The 17,938-nt window shown below is 25.8% G+C and carries 17 protein-coding genes; 15 read left to right on the forward strand and 2 right to left on the reverse strand.

The window, feature by feature from the left end; all coding sequences use genetic code 11:
* The first annotated feature begins 30 nt into the window (after positions 1 to 30).
* From hflK to Bfest607_RS00465, 11 genes are all read left to right on the forward strand, one after another.
* On the forward strand, positions 31 to 1,329 hold the full coding sequence (gene hflK, locus Bfest607_RS00415) for an FtsH protease activity modulator HflK (RefSeq protein WP_500838357.1): 1,299 nt from the start codon (positions 31 to 33) through the stop codon (positions 1,327 to 1,329).
* Positions 1,330 to 2,367 (forward strand): protease modulator HflC, encoded by a 1,038-nt coding sequence (gene hflC, locus Bfest607_RS00420; protein WP_500838358.1) that lies wholly within the window; start codon positions 1,330 to 1,332, stop codon positions 2,365 to 2,367. It begins immediately after the preceding gene.
* A gap of 149 nt (positions 2,368 to 2,516) precedes the next feature.
* Positions 2,517 to 3,863 (forward strand): adenylosuccinate synthase, encoded by a 1,347-nt coding sequence (locus tag Bfest607_RS00425; protein ID WP_500838359.1) that lies wholly within the window; start codon positions 2,517 to 2,519, stop codon positions 3,861 to 3,863.
* Positions 3,864 to 4,074: 211 nt separating this feature from the next.
* A complete protein-coding gene (rlmB, locus tag Bfest607_RS00430) occupies positions 4,075 to 4,830 on the forward strand; it encodes a 23S rRNA (guanosine(2251)-2'-O)-methyltransferase RlmB (protein ID WP_500838360.1) in 756 nt (251 codons plus the stop codon).
* A gap of 275 nt (positions 4,831 to 5,105) precedes the next feature.
* On the forward strand, positions 5,106 to 5,471 hold the full coding sequence (rpsF, locus tag Bfest607_RS00435; RefSeq protein ID WP_500838361.1) for a 30S ribosomal protein S6: 366 nt from the start codon (positions 5,106 to 5,108) through the stop codon (positions 5,469 to 5,471).
* 68 nt (positions 5,472 to 5,539) lie between these two features.
* Entirely contained in the window at positions 5,540 to 5,767 is a 228-nt protein-coding gene (rpsR, locus tag Bfest607_RS00440; protein WP_500838362.1) for a 30S ribosomal protein S18, read from the forward strand.
* Between the two features lie 64 nt (positions 5,768 to 5,831).
* Positions 5,832 to 6,293, forward strand: a complete 462-nt coding sequence (rplI, locus tag Bfest607_RS00445; RefSeq protein ID WP_500838363.1) for a 50S ribosomal protein L9 — start codon at positions 5,832 to 5,834, stop codon at positions 6,291 to 6,293.
* Positions 6,294 to 6,471: 178 nt separating this feature from the next.
* Complete coding sequence (gene cysQ / locus Bfest607_RS00450; RefSeq protein WP_500838565.1) at positions 6,472 to 7,254, forward strand: 3'(2'),5'-bisphosphate nucleotidase CysQ; 783 nt, start codon at positions 6,472 to 6,474, stop codon at positions 7,252 to 7,254.
* A gap of 251 nt (positions 7,255 to 7,505) precedes the next feature.
* Entirely contained in the window at positions 7,506 to 8,249 is a 744-nt protein-coding gene (locus Bfest607_RS00455) for a POTRA domain-containing protein (RefSeq protein ID WP_500838364.1), read from the forward strand.
* Positions 8,228 to 9,235, forward strand: coding sequence for an autotransporter assembly complex protein TamA (locus tag Bfest607_RS00460; RefSeq protein ID WP_500838365.1), 1,008 nt, complete (start codon positions 8,228 to 8,230; stop codon positions 9,233 to 9,235). Before Bfest607_RS00455 ends, Bfest607_RS00460 begins: the two co-directional genes overlap by 22 nt.
* Entirely contained in the window at positions 9,235 to 13,137 is a 3,903-nt protein-coding gene (locus tag Bfest607_RS00465; protein ID WP_500838366.1) for a translocation/assembly module TamB domain-containing protein, read from the forward strand. The genes Bfest607_RS00460 and Bfest607_RS00465 overlap by 1 nt, the downstream gene beginning before the upstream one ends.
* Before the next feature lie 94 nt (positions 13,138 to 13,231).
* Here the strand turns inward: Bfest607_RS00465 and ppa are convergent, their stop codons facing one another.
* Together ppa and ispB are read right to left on the reverse strand one after the other, a co-directional pair.
* Positions 13,232 to 13,792, reverse strand: coding sequence for an inorganic diphosphatase (ppa, locus tag Bfest607_RS00470; RefSeq protein ID WP_500838367.1), 561 nt, complete (start codon positions 13,790 to 13,792; stop codon positions 13,232 to 13,234).
* 165 nt (positions 13,793 to 13,957) lie between these two features.
* On the reverse strand, positions 13,958 to 14,932 hold the full coding sequence (ispB, locus tag Bfest607_RS00475; RefSeq protein ID WP_500838368.1) for an octaprenyl diphosphate synthase: 975 nt from the start codon (positions 14,930 to 14,932) through the stop codon (positions 13,958 to 13,960).
* Positions 14,933 to 15,146: 214 nt separating this feature from the next.
* On the opposite strand from ispB, the gene rplU reads away from it, so the two are divergent.
* From rplU to greA, 4 genes are all read left to right on the forward strand, one after another.
* Entirely contained in the window at positions 15,147 to 15,464 is a 318-nt protein-coding gene (rplU, locus tag Bfest607_RS00480; protein ID WP_500838369.1) for a 50S ribosomal protein L21, read from the forward strand.
* A gap of 45 nt (positions 15,465 to 15,509) precedes the next feature.
* A complete protein-coding gene (rpmA, locus tag Bfest607_RS00485) occupies positions 15,510 to 15,764 on the forward strand; it encodes a 50S ribosomal protein L27 (RefSeq protein ID WP_500838370.1) in 255 nt (84 codons plus the stop codon).
* Between the two features lie 224 nt (positions 15,765 to 15,988).
* Positions 15,989 to 17,077 carry an Obg family GTPase CgtA gene (gene cgtA / locus Bfest607_RS00490; RefSeq protein ID WP_500838371.1) on the forward strand — a complete coding sequence of 363 codons (1,089 nt, stop codon included), beginning with the start codon at positions 15,989 to 15,991 and terminating at the stop codon, positions 17,075 to 17,077.
* A 234-nt stretch (positions 17,078 to 17,311) separates the two neighbouring features.
* Positions 17,312 to 17,797 carry a transcription elongation factor GreA gene (gene greA / locus Bfest607_RS00495; protein ID WP_500838566.1) on the forward strand — a complete coding sequence of 162 codons (486 nt, stop codon included), beginning with the start codon at positions 17,312 to 17,314 and terminating at the stop codon, positions 17,795 to 17,797.
* Positions 17,798 to 17,938: the final 141 nt, after the last annotated feature.

A 17,938-nucleotide genomic window follows, 5' to 3' on the forward strand; every position in this document is an offset into this window, starting at 1 on the left:
TATGAGCATTAAATATTTGTGGGGTGTAAAATGATATGTAATTGTTTTTTTTATTGGCGTAAATATGTGTACAATTGTTGGTATAATTATATTTTTAATAAAATCATTAAAAACTTTGTAATCAAATATAAAAATAGACTAAAATTTAATATTTCTGATATATGTAAATATTTAAATAAGATGATTTTTACTTCTAATGAATTTAGTAGTTATCATAATAACAAGGAATTTTCCAATAATATATCTCCTTTAATTATTGTTGGTGTTTTTATGATAATAGCAGTTATTTTGTGGGCTGTAAGTGGATTTTACACTATTAAAGAAGCAGAAAGAGGAGTAATTTTAAGGTTTGGTAAATATCATCGTTTAGTACAACCAGGGTTAAATTGGAAACCTAATTTTATTGATTTCGTAATACCTGTAAATGTTGAATCAGTTCGAGAATTAGCAGCATCTGGAATGATGTTAACTTCTGATGAAAATGTTGTTCGAGTGGAGATGAATGTACAGTATCGAGTAACTGATCCTAAAAATTATTTATTTAGTGTAATTAATGCAGATGATAGTTTACGTCAAGCTACTGATAGTGCTTTACGTGGAGTCATTGGAAAATATAATATGGATCGAATCCTTACAGAAGGACGTACAGTAGTACGTAGTGACACTAGAAGAATTTTAGAAAAAACGATTTATCCATACAATATGGGCATTAGCTTGTTAGATGTTAATTTTCAAACTGCTCGACCTCCAGAAGAAGTGAAAGCTGCATTTGATGATGCTATTGCAGCTAGAGAGAATGAACAGCAGTATATTCGTGAAGCTGAAGCTTATGCTAATGAGATACAACCTAAAGCTAATGGGCAAGCTCAACGAATTTTGGAAGAAGGACGTGCATATAAAGCTAGAACGATTTTAGAAGCTCGGGGAGAAGTGCAGAGATTTTTAAAAGTTTTACCAGAATATAAAGCTGCTCCTGATATTACCAGAGAAAGATTGTATATTAATTCTATGGAGCGAATCTTAAGTAATACTAAAAAAATTTTTGTGGATTTAAAGAATACTAATAATATATTGTTACTTAATTCCGATACAATGATATTAAATAATAGTGATCATAAAGATGGTGCTGGTAGTAATTTAGGAAAAAATTCTAACAAAAAAAAATCTAATGTGAGTATTAAAAAAAGTTCTTCAGCATTTAATTCTGAATATAATTTACCTTCTAGTCATATTAATAGTAATTCTGCCGAAGGATTGTTGGATAAACGCCAATTGAATGCGGCAAAACGTGTTGATGTTATTAGACAGGGACAAGGAATGGAGTTATAAATGATACGAAATTTGTTGTTATTTATTATAATATGCATGTCATCAGTATTGTTTCTTTCGTTATTTACTGTTCAAGAAGGACATAGAGGGATGATATTGCGTTTTGGAAAAGTATTAAGAGATGAGGATAAAAATCCGTTGATTTATTATCCTGGATTACATATGAAAATTCCTGGAATAGAAACGGTGAAAATTTTTGATTCCAGAATTCAGACTATGAATAATCAAGCTGATCGTTTTGTTACTATGGAAAAAAAAGATTTGATTATTGATTCATATATTAAATGGCGTATCAGTGATTTAGGTCGTTATTATTTAGCTACTGGTGGTGGAGATGTTGCTCAAGCAGAAGTTTTAATTAAACGTAAGTTTTCGGATAGATTAAGATCTGAATTAGGAAAATTAAAAGTTCAAGGAATTGTAACTGATTCTCGAAATCAATTAATGACAGATGTGAGAATATCTTTAAATTATGGAACCTCTGGAGAAGAAATATTAGAATCTTCGATGAATAACAATGTATATTCATCAAACAATATACATTCGAATATACATAATATGTCAAAAAGATCACAGTGTAATCATAATGCTTATGAATATATGAATCCAAATAGTATGACTGCTTTGGGAATTGAAATAATAGATGTAAGAATTAAACAAATTAATTTACCAACGGAAGTATCTGATGCTATTTATCAACGTATGCGTGCAGAGCGAGATGCTGTAGCAAGAAGACATCGTTCACAAGGAAGAGAAGAAGCAGAGAAATTAAGAGCAACAGCAGACTATGAAGCTACTCGGACTTTGGCAGAAGCTAAGCGTCAAGCTCTTATTATGAGGGGTGAAGCAGATGCTGCTACTGCTAAATTATATGCTAAAACTTTTAATGAGGATCCTAATTTTTATTCATTAATACGTACCTTGAAAGCTTATGAAAATAGTTTTAAGAACAATGATAATCTTATGGTATTAAGTTCAGATTCTGATTTTTTACGTTTTATGAGGTCACCAAAGAACAACATATCTTCACATAAATAAGATTTACTACATATTAAATATGTAGTGTTAGAATAATATTGAGAAGAAGTTAATTGATGAACTGATTTATTTAAAGCTTATACGATAAAGATTATATGAATAAATAATATTATATTTAATTATTTTAATAACAGGTAATAAAATACAGAATGATACAAAATATTGTAGTGTTAGGAGCTCAATGGGGAGACGAAGGAAAAGGAAAAATAGTAGATTTATTAACTTCTACGGCTAAATATGTAGTGCGTTATCAAGGTGGCAATAATGCTGGACATACCATTACCATAAATAATAGAAAGATAACTTTACATGTCGTTCCTTCCGGAATACTTAATGAGAATGTTATCAATATTATTGCTGGAGGGGTAGTATTGTCTCCTATTGCTTTTATGAAAGAAATAGAAAAATTAAAAGAATTAAATATTTCTATAGACAAACGAATATTTATTTCAGAATCTTGTTCTCTAATATTACCTTATCATGTAGCAATAGACTTAGCACGAGAAAAAAAGTTATTTAACACTTTTACTGAAGGTGTATCAGTTGTTGATAATACAATTATTGGAACTACTGGATGTGGAATTGGCCCTGCTTATGAAGATAAAGCAGCACGTAGATCGTTACGTATAAGTGATTTACATAATTATAAAGATTTTGAAAATAAATTAAAAAATGTGGCAGATTATTATAATTTTCAATTAGAGAAATATTATCATTTAGAACCTATTAATTACAAAAATATTTTAGATGAAATTATGTCAGTTTCTAGTTCTTTAATAAATATGATTACGGATGTTTCAGAGTTATTAATAAATGCTAGAAAGAGAGGAGAGAATGTTATATTTGAAGGTGCTCAGGGAAGTTTATTAGATTTGAATTATGGTACTTATCCATATGTAACTTCAACTAATACTATTGCAGGAGGTGCGACGGTAGGGTCCGGTATAGGTCCAAATTATATTGATTATGTAGTTGGAGTAATAAAAGCATATTCTACTAGAGTTGGATATGGTCCTTTTCCTACCGAATTATCGAATGATATAGGAGATTGGTTATGTGTACATGGTAAAGAATTTGGATCTACTACTGGAAGACGTAGAAGAACAGGATGGTTTGATGCAGTTTCAGTACGTCATGCTATTAAAATTAGTTCTATTGCTTCTGGATGTTTGACAAAAATTGATGTATTAGATGGATTAGAAAGAATTAAAATTTGTGTTGCATATCAGTATTCGAATGGAGAATTAGTATATCATTTTCCATCTTCTTTAGAGAATATTTTAAGCATTACTCCAGTATATGAGAGTTTGTCTGGATGGGCTTATGGAAGTACGGCCGGTGTTAAAGAATTTAATCAGCTTCCTGTAGAAGCTAAAAATTATATTAAAAGAATTGAAGAAATTATAGGAATTCCAATATATATTATTTCTACTGGATCAGATCGGTCTGCGAATATAATTATAAAAAATCCATGGAACTACAATTCATGTATGTAATTCATTATAGAATATGTAATATACTATATTATTACAATATAGTAACTAATAAATATTTTATTAGTATTATTTTATATGGAATATATTTATGTAAAATAAAATAAATAAAATGCTACATTGTTAATATTATGTATTATTGTGTATTTCTATATATGAGTAATGTTTAGAAATTATTAATTTAAGGTTATTTCGTGTATATTAGTAAAATAAGATGAGTGAAATAGTATATGGAATACACGCGGTACAATCTATATTAGATAATAATCCAGATTTTGTATTAAAGATGTTTATTATTAAAAGACCAAGAAATTCAAGATTGGAATTTTTGGTTAATTATAGTATTTTTTTAAAAATTAAAATACAGGAAAAGTCTCGTCGTTGGCTAGATATTAAATCATCTGGGTCGTTGCATCAAGGAATTATTGCTGAAATTAATAGGATACCTAAAAAGCTTTGCTTAAGAGAAAATGATTTGTTAAAGTTATTACAATGCTGTAATGGAACACCATTATTTTTGGTATTAGATAGAGTGACTGACCCGCATAACTTAGGAGCTTGTTTAAGATCAGCAGATGCAGCTGGAGTACAGATGGTAATAATTCCAAAAAATCGTTCAGCACCTATAAATAGCACGGTAAGGAAGATTTCTAGTGGTTCTTCAGAATATATGCCTATTTTGCGAGTTACAAATTTATCAAGAATTTTAAAGTTACTTAAGCAACATGATATTTGGGTCATAGGAACATCAGAGAAATCTGATCAAGTAATTTTTGATACTAAATTAGTTAGACCGTTGGCTTTAGTTATGGGTTGCGAGAGTTCTGGAATACGTCGAATTATTAGAGAAAATTGTAATGAACTTATTAGTATTCCAATGTTAGGTAGAATGTCATCTTTAAATGTTTCTGTAGCTACTGGAATATGTTTATTTGAAGTACTAAGACAACGTCGTAGTTATCGTAAATAATATGCATTGAATTAATATATATAGTATTACAGAAAAAGTGGATATAGTGTTATGTTTATTTATCATATTATGGATTTTATACGGTACGAATGAGGAGTATATATGATATTTAAAAGTGTCATTATTTGTAATAAAAGTATGTGTTGTTTAAAAAATTCTTTGTTATTTCTAGTTTTTTTTAATTAAATCGTAGTATTATGATCTGTATATGATGAAGATATGTATAAGGATATATTTTATAGTATTCTACAATTTTTTAATAAAGGAAAAAATTCATGCGTCATTATGAAATAGTATTAATAATACATCCTGATTTTGGTGGTAATATTTCTAATATGATTGATCATTATACTGAAATAATTGTTAATTCTGGAGGGAAGATTCATCGTGTAGAAAATTGGGGGGATCGACAATTGGCATATTCAATAAAAAAATTAAATAGAGCTTATTATGTCTTAATGAATATAGAAGTTTCTTTAAATACTCTTAATGAATTAAGTAATATTTTTAGATTCAATGAAAGGATCTTAAGAAATATAATAATTAAAACTAAATATGCGAAAACTGATCCATCTCCTATGATGAATAAAAAAGAAGATAATAAAAATTGTAATATAAATGAAACACATCAGATAAATTAAATTTAATATTATAAATGTTTATCAATTAATTTAATGGAATTTTATATATGGGGGGATATATATAAAAAATGGCTCAACGTTATGTACGTCATCGAAAATTTTGTCGATTTACAGCAGAAAAATATATATATATTGATTATAAGGATCTTGTTAGTATACAAAGTTCTATAATAGAAAATGGTAAAATCATTCCTAGTAGGATCACTGGAACATGTTCAAAATATCAACGACAATTAGCTCGTGCTATCAAGATAGCACGTTATTTATCTTTATTACCATATATTGATAAATATTAATAAATATTACGTTATATAATGAAACGAATTTAATTAAATTTGATGACATGTAGAGATATATAAGATGAAAGTCATTTTATTAGATGATATGAAAAATTTAGGTATTGCTGGATCTGAGATAATTGTTAAATCAGGATACGCAAGAAATTTTTTAATTCCGAAATCTAAGGCAATATTAGCTACAGAAAAAAATATTGAATTATTTAAAGAAAAACAGTTGAATTATGAAAATCGACGCGTTCAAAAAAAATTAGAAGCTGAAGTTTATGTGGAATCAATAAATAAATTGGGTAGTGTTATTATTACGGCTAAATCAAGCACTCAAGGAAAACTTTTTGGTTCGATCAGGTCAAAGGAAATTGCTAGAGCGATATCAGAATCATTAGGTTTTAAAATTTATAAATCTCAAGTTCGGTTAATTGATTGTAATTCGTTTAAAAAATTGGGTGAGTATAAAGTTAAGATTCATATATATAATGATATGTGTGCTGATTTAATAGTTAAAATAATTGCTGTATCTTCTTAGAGGGAAAAGAAGATATATTGTAATTTATTGATTTATTTAAGTGATAAAAATTAAAAATTTATTATTTTTAATATAAAATTGAATTTATGTTGTAGTTTAATAAATTAAATATAAAATTGATACTTTCAAGATGACAAGGTAAATAAACATAATCGTAATTATGGAAAATAATTATAAAATAATTGATCAAATTAGTTACATTGCTCGTGTAGCTGGCGAAGAAATAATGAGAGTGTATTCTATAAATAATCATGTTAGAATAAATGTAAGAAAAAAAATAGATCAATCTTTTGTAACAAATGCTGATTTATTTGCTCATCAAATAATTTTATCTTTTTTAAAGAAATTAACTCCTCATATTCCTATTATATCGGAAGAACAGCTTCCAGCGTGGGAAGAGTGTAAAAACTGGAATTATTTTTGGTTAATTGACCCGTTAGACGGCACTAAGGAATTTTTATCTCGAAACGGAGAATTTACGGTAAATATTGCTTTTATTAAATATGGTGAACCTGTAATAGGAGTGGTATATGTTCCAGTATATGATGTATTATATGCATCAAGTGATAATAAAGCATGGAAAGTTAGTTCCACTGGAAAATTAGAATTATTAAATGTTTTTTCTAATGAATATAAAATTTATAAAAATCCTATTGTAGTAATGAGTAGAAGTAATGTTACTGCTTACCAACAGGAACTTTTAAATAATTATTTAATAAATATAAAAAATTATAAAATTGTTAATATTGGATCTTCATTTAAGTTTTGTTTGGTAGCAGAAGGAATTGCTCAATTTTATCCTAGATTTTCTTCTACTAAAATTTGGGACACAGCTGCAGGACATATTATTGCCAAGTCAGCTGGAGCTTTAATTAATGATTGGAATGGATATCCTTTAAATTACAAAAATATTAATAAATATTTTTTAAATCCTGGTTTTCAAGTATCGTTATGTTCATGATTCTGTAATATATGTGTGAAATGGAATTTATCTATATGTGAATAGATATATAATTGAACAGGATAGAAAAGAAGGGTTATGATGTTTTATTTTATTTGTTTAAATTTACGTAACAATACATGTCAATAATGTTTTTTAAAAGAATTATCGACGATATAAATAATAATCATTAAAATTAGCGGTAACGTATATATGTTATGTTTGTATAATATATAATGAGAAAAATTATTATAATAAAGTTGTATATTATTATGTTTTGGATTTTAATTCCAATATATTGTGTAGGAGAAGTGCAAATAATATTAGAAGGATTGGATGTAAAGTTAGAACATAATATACGTAAAAAACTTGAGTTTTATACAAAGTATGATATTAATTTACTTAATTCAAATGTTAAAAAAGAAATAAATGATGTAATTAAATCTAGTTTAAGGTCTTGTGGTTATTACAATCCTAGTGTTAGTTTGGATTTTGTTATTAAAAATATAGAAAATAAAAGATTGAATGTTTTAGTTATAAAAGTTTTTCCGGGAATACCTATTAAGATTGTTCAAGTAAATATTGATGTAGATGGAGAAGGAAAAAATGATATTGATTTTCATAATATAATTGAAGATAGTAAGTTATTTATTGGAAAACAATTAAATCATTATGATTATGAGCAGATTAAAAATAAACTTTATAGTTTGGCTGTGTCTAAAGGATATTTAGATGCTAAATTTCGGAAAAGTCAGTTGATTGTTATTCCTGATTTACATCAAAGTATTTGGGATATTAAGTTTTTTAGTGGATATCGATATATTGTAAAAGCAGTAAAATTTCAAGGTAGTCAAATTCAAGAACATTATTTAGAAAATATATCTAATATAAATATTGGAGATTATTATTCTACTAAATCTGTAATAGAATTAAATCGACGATTATCTTCTACTAATTGGTTTGAATCTATATTTACATCTTCGAATTCTGTTTCATGTGTTCAAAAAAAAAATTAGTATTAAACGTTTTATTGACTCCTAATGTTAAAGATAGTTTTGAGATTGGATCTGGATATACTAATGAGACAGGTTTACGTGCTAAGATTATTTGGAAAAAACCGTGGATAAATTCATATGGACATAGTTTAGAAAATAGTTTTAGTATATCAGCATTAGAACAATTTATAGATATAAATTACAAGATTCCTATTTTGCGCAATCCTTTAGAAGAATATTATTTATGTCAAGGAGGTTGGATATATGAGAATAATGTATATGATTTACAGTCTCAAGTTATTATGTTCAATATAGCACGATATTGGAAGCGTGTAGACGATAATTGGCAACGAGTGATTAATTTATATTGGTATACAAATCATTGTGTTTATAAAAATAAATTTACTAAAACTACAATATTGATTTGTCCTGGAATTAATATAAATCGAGTACAAAAACGAGGTGAAATAGTTCCATATTGGGGAAAAAGTCAACGTTATTCAATAAATATATCGGCAAATTATTGGAAATCAGATATTGATTTTATAATTTTAAGAGCCCAAAATATTTGGATTCGTACGTTTTTAGAAAAAAATCGTATTGTAATTAAAAGCAATTTAAGTTGGATGGAAGTAAATAATTTATCATCATATATTATCCCGATGTTTCGTTTGTTTTTTGATAAAGACTGTAGTATTCGTGGATATGAGTATAGAATCGTATCGTCTTTTCATGATTCTGTTCAATACACAAAATCAGTAACAAATACTTTTGAATATCAATACAATATTTTCGGCAGATTATGGAGTGCTATTTTTATAGATTTTGGGGAAATTGGTAATAATATTAATTGGAAAAAAAATTTTAAATCTGGTTTTGGTGTTGGAATACGTTGGCAGTTACCAATAGGTCCTGTAAGATTAGATATAGCAATTCCACTAATACATGAAATTAAAATAAATTATAATTTTTTACATTTTTACGTAAATTTAGGACCGGAATTGTAATGTTTATACGAAAAATGTTTTTGATTTTATTATTAGGAATAACTGCTGTATGTGGAGTATTTATATTTTTATTTGGAACAAATACAGGAACCAATTTAATATTTACAGGAATAACAAATCAGATTTCTGGTTTCACTTTTGATTCAGTTGTTGGGCGTTGGGGTGATTTTAATATATCTCATATAGAATATAAGATACCTTCATTAGGTATAGTGAAGATTAATAAATGTGATATTTCAATAAATTTTAAATATTTTTTATTTAAAAAAATATATGTAGATCATTTGTTTTTAACGGATATTTACATAGATGGAAAATTAGTTAATTTATCGCCTGATGATATAAAAAATATAAAAAAAAATAAAATTTTCAAAAAATTTTTAAAAAATTATTCAATTATTTTTAAAAATGTAATACTTAATAATATTTCTATACTATTAAATAATATAGAACTACAATTTCAACAAATTAATACTAGTTGTGTTTTTAAAAATAATATATTAAAAATATTATCTTCTGATATTACAGGAGGATCTTTTTTATATAATTTTTTTTTAGATAAAAATTTAATTAAAAAAAATAATATAACAATTCATTCAGTATGTTGGGTAAAAAGTTTTTCTTATATAAAAGATATATTACGCAGTTTCATTGATAAGACATTAACAGTTCTTCAAAAGAAACATGAAATTTCTATAAATTTTATATTAACTGATGTTCAGGGAAAAAATTTTTGTTTTTTTTTCAACAATCAAAATAAATATGTCATTAATTATTTTCAAATACATTTTTCTTATATTAAAGAGGTAATAAATACAGAATTTCATATTGATTTATCTTTAGGACGATTTGATGGTATTAGTAATGTTATTTTACGCAATCATTGTCCAATATGTATAGTAGCTAATTATGTTCATTATAATAATGATAGAGAAAGTTGTGATAATAATAAATTAGAAGAAAAAAATTTTGGAAAAGTTAAATTAGTAGTGACAGGATCTTTAATTGATGAATTATGTATAGATTGTACTACTTTTAATATTATTTCCTCTACTATACATATATTAGTGAAAATTAAATTGATGTATCCTTTTGTACCAATTAGTTTATTTATTACTGGAGAAAAAATTCCAATTGTCTTTTTGGGAAATAACAATTTTATTGTTGAAAAAATTAATTTTTTTTTGATAGGAAATATGACTAATTATTATATTCAAATGCAATCTGAACTATCTTGTGCAAAAATTATGATGACATATGTATCAGTATCAATGAATGCTCAAGGAAATTTAAATAATTGTATTATTTCCACATTAAAAATAAAAACACTAAATGATTATTATAACATAGAAGGAAAGATTAAATGGAAAGATTTAATTGATTATAATAATGTATGTTTTTTTAATAAAATAAATATGAGGGAGCATGTAAAATATTCAATGAAGAAGTTGATATGGAAAAAAAGTATGATTCAAGAATATTTAGATAATAACTTTTTAGGATTAGCAGCATCATATTCTAATGTATTTGAAAATGTTAAAAATAATAATATTGCACATGATGAATGGGTGTCTATAAAAACTGATGGGAAGTATAATATTTTTGATTTTATGTTGAATGTAGGAAAATACAATAATTTTTTAGTAATTCAAGAAAATATACAACAAAATCGTATTTTTAATATTTCTTTAAAACTTAAGGTAATAGATTGTTCTATTTTTTCATCTCAATCAAATAGCCACTTAAATATTTATTGCAAATTATATAGATCGGTTAGTTTATTTTCTATATTGTTTAAAGTTGATGCTCAATCTTTAGATTGGAAAAACAAAAATATTAACATTGAAAAAATTCAAATTAATAGTCATGTTCATTATGGTGAATTAGTTCAGAGCGATTTTTTTGTAAAGTTAGATAAAATGCAATATAAAGAATTTTTATTACATAAGCTTTTGATAAAAGGAATAGGAAATTTTTCAAAACACTTTTTGAATGTAGAATTATATGGAAAAGAATTAGTTGGAACAATGAATATTAATGGAAAATTTGATTTATTTAATCGAATTTGGAGTGGAAAAATTAATAAAACAAATATTGTGACTCCTATAGGAACGTGGAAGTTGATAAATGATATTGTTTTTACTTATCAATATATACCTCAAAAAATTATTTTTAAATCACATTCTTGGGAAAGTAAATCATGTAGAATCTCAATGTATGATATGGCTCAAAGAAGTTTTTTCAAAAAAATATTTAAAATAAATAAGTATTTTGATCCTTCATTTTTAAATTTTAAATCAATAAATATTATAAATATATATAGTATGCGTATATATTTTACAGATGTATGTTGGAATGTTACTGATATTTTACCTCAAGGTTCTATGTATTGTTCTGCAACTCAATTAAATATTGGATTATATAATAAGGATAATATTAACCTTTGTATTGAAATTAACGATGCAATTTTAAATACAATATTTACTCCAAGTAATTTTTCTTGCGTTGGATCGATAAAAACAGAAAATGATAAAAGTTGTTGGAGATTTTCAATCACTGATTTTTATAGCATTCCTAAGGTTTTTGGAAATGTAACAATCTCCAATATGAAAGTAAATTCTTTTTTTCATTTATTATTTCAACTAAAAGAATGTATAAATGGATTGATTAATATGAATTTAAATTTTCACGGAAATTTAAATTCACCTAATTTTTATGGATTTATTCAATTTGAAAATTGCAATTTTAACCAATCTAATACTTTTTTTAATATGAAAGATGGTTTTTTAAAAATTAATTTTTTTGGAGATTATGCATTATTAAATGGTTTAATAAAAACAGAATATGGAGAACAATTGAATTTAGATGGTAAATTGGTTAAATTTAATTCTTTGACGAATTTTTATTTATTATTAAATGTAAAAGGAGATCAAATTGATATACATGTATCTCCAACAACATATGCAAAAATATCTCCTAATCTTATTTGTACAATAACTGTAGATGGTGTTGATGTTAAAGGCAATGTAGATATACCTTATGCTCAAATTGAATTTCAAGAATTTTTAACAAATTCAATAGAAATTTCATCTGAAGAGGTTTTATTAGATAGTCAATTTCGTCCTATTTTTATAAATAATTCTAAAAACTTAAGTATATTTACTATTTCTAATCTTTTTGTACATCTAGGTCATGATGTAAATTTTAATGGATTAGGATTATATACTAAATTAAAAGGTGATTTAGAAATTACATATAATGATAAAAGTAATTTATTAGTAGTAGGACATGTTAGAACATCATCTGGTTATTTTAAAGCATATGGTATAAATTTAATACTAAAACAAGGTCAGATATTATTTTCTGGAGCAGTTAATGAAGCATATCTTGATATTGAGGCAATTAAAAATACTTCTTGTGTACTGAATAACTCAAAGGACCCTATTACTGTAGGTATACATATTACCGGAGTGTTAGAACAATTAAAATTAGAATTTTTATCGAACTCAGCATTATTATCTCAACAAGAGATAGCTTCTTATTTATTAGGAGAGTATAACACAACTTTATCTAATTTAAATATAATTAATAATAACAAAATAACATCTTTATTAATAGGAATGGGTATAGAACGATATGAAAAAATTATTGGTAAAATTGGTAGGGTTTTAGGAGTTCAAGACTTAACAGTGAATACGCAAGATTTTGGAACTACATCAGTAGTGGCGTTAAGCGGATATATAGCTCCTGGATTACAAATTAAATACGGTGTAAATATTTTTGATTTATTTACTACAATAACAATAAGATATTGTATAAATCATCAGTTATATTTAGAGGCTACATCTAAAGGTTATGATTATGCGCTAGACTTGTTGTATAGATTTAGTATTTTTAATTAAATACTAAATCTATACAACAAGTCTAGTTAAAAATACTAAATCTATACAACAAGTCTAGTTCTATAAATTTATTTTGATTTTGTATTAGAGAAAATTAATTTTTATTATTATGTTTGTATTTTTCTTTTTCGATTTGAGCGCGTTGAAAAGCATTAAAAATTTTTGATTTAGCTACATTAGCATTTTTCCACTCTTTTATTTTTACCCATTTATTAGGTTCTAAATCTTTATAATGTTCGAAAAAATAAGTAATTTGAGTACGCAAAAAAAAAGGAAATTCATCTATATCTTTTATAGATTCATATTGATTTGATGTTTTTCTATTTGGTACTGCTATAATTTTATAATCCTCTCCAGATTCGTCTGTCATGTCTAGCATTCCTATAGGTCTACAATGAATTACAGATCCAATTAACAAAGGATAAGGTGTAGGTACTAATACATCAATAGTATCTCCATCTAGAGCTAATGTATCATTTACATATCCATAATTACATGGATAAAACATAGGAGTAGATAAAAATCTATCAACATAAAAACCCCCATTTTCTTTATTAATTTCGTATTTTACAGGAGACGAGTTTGCTGGTATTTCAATTATGACATATATGTCTTCTGGAATATTATCCCCAGCTGAAACCTTTTGCAGATTCATACTGTTTTCACTTTAATTTATAACTTAATTGACTTTACTTTTAATATTAATTAAAAAAAAGTTATTTATTTTTTAAAAATAAACGACATACACCCACATCATATGTTTGATACTATACAAAAGATTTTTTATTTGTCAAGTATAAATTTATTAGTGTAATTTTTATTATTGATATCTTTGTATTATAAAGTGAGCCAATTTTTTTAAAGCTTGTTTATATGGAGATACAGGTAAAACATTTAAACAAGAAATAGCTTTATTAATTTTAATTTCAGCACATTTTCTAGTGTATTCTAAAGAACCATATTGTTGCATGGTATGTAAAATAATATTAAAAAAACGATGACTATTGCCGTGTATGATAGCTTGTCGTATAATTGATGCTTCTTTCGGTGTACTATGATGAATAGCATGTAGCAAGGGTAATGTAAGTTTACCTTCATTTAGATCATTTCCTGTGTGTTTACCTAAAGAAATGGTATCTGTTGCTCCATAATCTAATAAGTCATCAATTAATTGAAATGCAATTCCTATATATTTTCCATATTTACTTAATGCTTGTTCTTGTTTAAGATTAGCATTGGCTACAATTGCTGATGATTGAGAAGCTACTTCAAATAAACGAGCTGTTTTATTATAAATAATTTTCATGTAGTGATTAATAGTAATGGTAGGGTCATGACAATGTACTAATTGTAATATTTCTCCTTCTGAAATAATGTTAACTGCATTAGCCATTAAGGAAAGTATTCGTAAAGATTGTAATTCTGTCATCATTTGAAAAGCACGAGTATATATAAAATCACCTACTAATATGCTAGCAGAATTTCCAAAAATTACATTAGCAGTTATTTTTCCTCTTCTCATTTCTGATGTATCTACAACATCATCATGTAATAAAGTAGCTATATGAATAAATTCTATTAATGTAGCAATAATAATATGTTGTGTTTTTTTATAAGTTAATGATTTTGCAATTAATAAAATCATAATTGATCGAATTTTTTTTCCTCCACTATTAATAATATGGTGAACTAATTTATTAATTAGAGTTGTTTTTGATTTTAATCTTCTATGAATTTCAAAATTGACACTAGTCATATCTTGTTGGATAAGTTTATTTATTTGATTTATATTCATATTATTATGATTGGTTATGATTATATTTTTGTATAATTGCTAGTGGCGTTATGTTAATTGTACTATTTATTAAGTGTAACAATTTTATTAATATGATAATAAGTGTGTTTAATTTTATTAATTATATTGAGAAACATGATATTATAATGTATAAATATCTAATTTAGATAAAGTGTGATAATATCAGATTATAACGAGAGATGGATTATTATTTATGTATGCAGTTTTTCAAAGTGGAAGTAAACAGTACCATGTTTATGTAGGAAAAATTATTAATATTGATAGGATGAGTATTGGAATTGGAAGTCAAGTTGAATTTAATCAAGTTCTATTTCTGGAAAAGAATGGTTGCATTCAAATAGGCGCACCGTTTATCAATACTGTCAAGGTTATAGCTAGTATTATTAGTCATGATCGTTGCGAAAAGATAAAGATTATTAAATTTCGTCGTCGAAAACATTTTAGAAAATTTCAAGGGCATCGACAATATATTACAAAAGTGAAAATTATAGATATTGTAACTTTTTCTTAATATAGAAGAATGTTATGTTATTATTTTATGTAGGAAATAGGGTATATGGCACATAAAAAAGCTGGAGGTTCTACTCGTAATGGCCGAGATTCACAAGGAAAACGGTTGGGAATTAAACATTTTTCAGGAGAATTTGTTGCTGCAGGTAGTATTCTTGTTCGACAACGTGGAAGTAAATTTCATCCTGGTAGATATGTAGGTTGTGGAAGAGATTATACTCTTTTTGCTTTAAAAAATGGAAGAGTATTTTTTAAAAAGATAGGCAAATTAAATCGTAAATTTGTTTGTATTATTGATTGATGTAGATATAAGTAAAAATTTATTGTGTAAATTTTTGTTATTTAATAAAATAAAAAACAACGTAATACAATAATAATTATTGAATTTAGTCGTCTATAACATAGTACGTTTCATTAAAAATTTTTGTAAAGTTAACAATAATTTTGTCTTAATTAAGATTGATAATATATCATGATATAATGCAAGATATTAATGTTTTATTATTAAAAAATTGAGGATGAGAGTTGAAATTTGTTGATTCAGTAAACATTACTGTAATAGCTGGTAATGGCGGTAATGGATATATTGGTTTTTTTAAAAAATGGAGAAAAGGTATTTTTTTAAATAAATCTGATGGTAGTAACGGAGGGGATGGAGGTAGTGTTTGGTTATTATCTGATCCTAATATTAGTACTTTAAGTTATTTTAGTAATAACCGTGTATTTAAAGCTAGTAATGGAAAATCAGGTCAAATTAGGGGTTGTACTGGAAAACGTGGAAAAGATTTGATAATACATGTTCCTGTCGGTACTCGTATAAGTTGTCAGAAAACAAATGAATTTTTAGGAGATATGATAAATCAACCAAGTGGAACTTTGTTGATGGTAGCCCGTGGTGGGCGTCATGGCATAGGTAATAGTGGTGTTAAATATTTTAAAAAGAAGTGCAATAACAAAGATATTGAATATTTTGATAAGGTGAAAGTAAAAGGAAAGCCTGGAGAAATTAGACATTTGTTTTTAGATTTGATTTTAATAGCAGATGTAGGAGTGTTTGGATTGCCTAATTCTGGAAAGTCTAGTTTTATTAATATGGTATCTAAAGCTAAATCCAAAGTAGCAGAGTATCCATTTACTACTTTAACTCCTAAAGTAGGAGTTGTTCAGATAGATGATAGCCGCCTTGTAAATAATAATAGATTTATTATAGCAGATATTCCAGGTATAATTAAAGGGGCTTCTATGGGGTCTGGTTTAGGAATAAAATTTTTAAAACATTTACAACGTTGTCAAATGTTATTGCATTTTGTTGACATCAACCCATCAGACCAATCTGATCCAATAAGAAATATTATAAATATTGAAAAAGAACTAAAAGTTTATGATAAAAAATTAAGTAATAAAACTAGGTGGTTAGTTTTTAATAAAATAGATTTATTAGATGGGTTAGATGTAGATAATAAAATAAATTCTATAATCAGATCTTTGGGATGGAATAGTCGTTATTATGCTATTTCTGTTATACACAAAATAAATTTATCGTTATTATGCTGGGACATTATGAAATTTATTGGCAGTAATAGTATTGTATCTGCTATAAAAAGTAGATTGTGATGTCATAATTGTCAGTAATTATTTTTATAATTAGTATGATTCGCATATATTGTGTTTTGTATGTGTTAGTTAGTTGTTAAAAATAGGTTATTGTTATTTATTGGTTGATAGTTTTAGAGATAAATTTAATTTATAAATATGTATATAGAAATATAATTAATAATAGTGAGAGGTATATATTTCTTTATATCTTAAAACTTATTTTAATAAAATACAATTGATATGATTATGAAAATGAAGCAAGTTCCTATGACTTTGCGTGGAGCAGAGAAGTTGAGGAAAAAGTTGGATTATTTAAAAAACGTATTGCGTCCAGAAATTATAAGGAATATTTGTGAAGCACGAAAACATGGAGATTTAAAGGAAAATTCTGAATATCATGCTGCTCGAGAACAGCAAGGTTTTTGTGAAGGCCGTATCCAAGAGATAGAATATAAATTATCAAATGCATATATTATTGATGTAACTAAAATAATTTCTGGTACAAAAATTGTATTTGGTGCAACAGTATTTATTGAAAATATGGAAACACAATGTAAAAAGATGTATCGTATTGTTGGTGAGGATGAATCTAATTTAAAGAGAAATATGATTTCTATTAGTTCACCTATAGCTCAAGGGTTGATTGGAAATAAGGAAGGGGATATTGTAATAATTAATACTCCACAAGGACAAATAAAATATAAAATTATTAAAATTGAATATTTATCAGAAGAGTGATGTGTGTGTTTTTAATGATTACAGGTAATTGTTTACTATGGTATTTGAAAAATATAGTGAATATTATGTAGTATGTATCTTATCACTGTTACAGGAATAGTTGTTGCTTTTATGGTAAATACTGATGGAACTGATTTATGA

The sequence above is a fragment of the Candidatus Blochmannia festinatus (nom. nud.) genome, assembly GCF_059936355.1.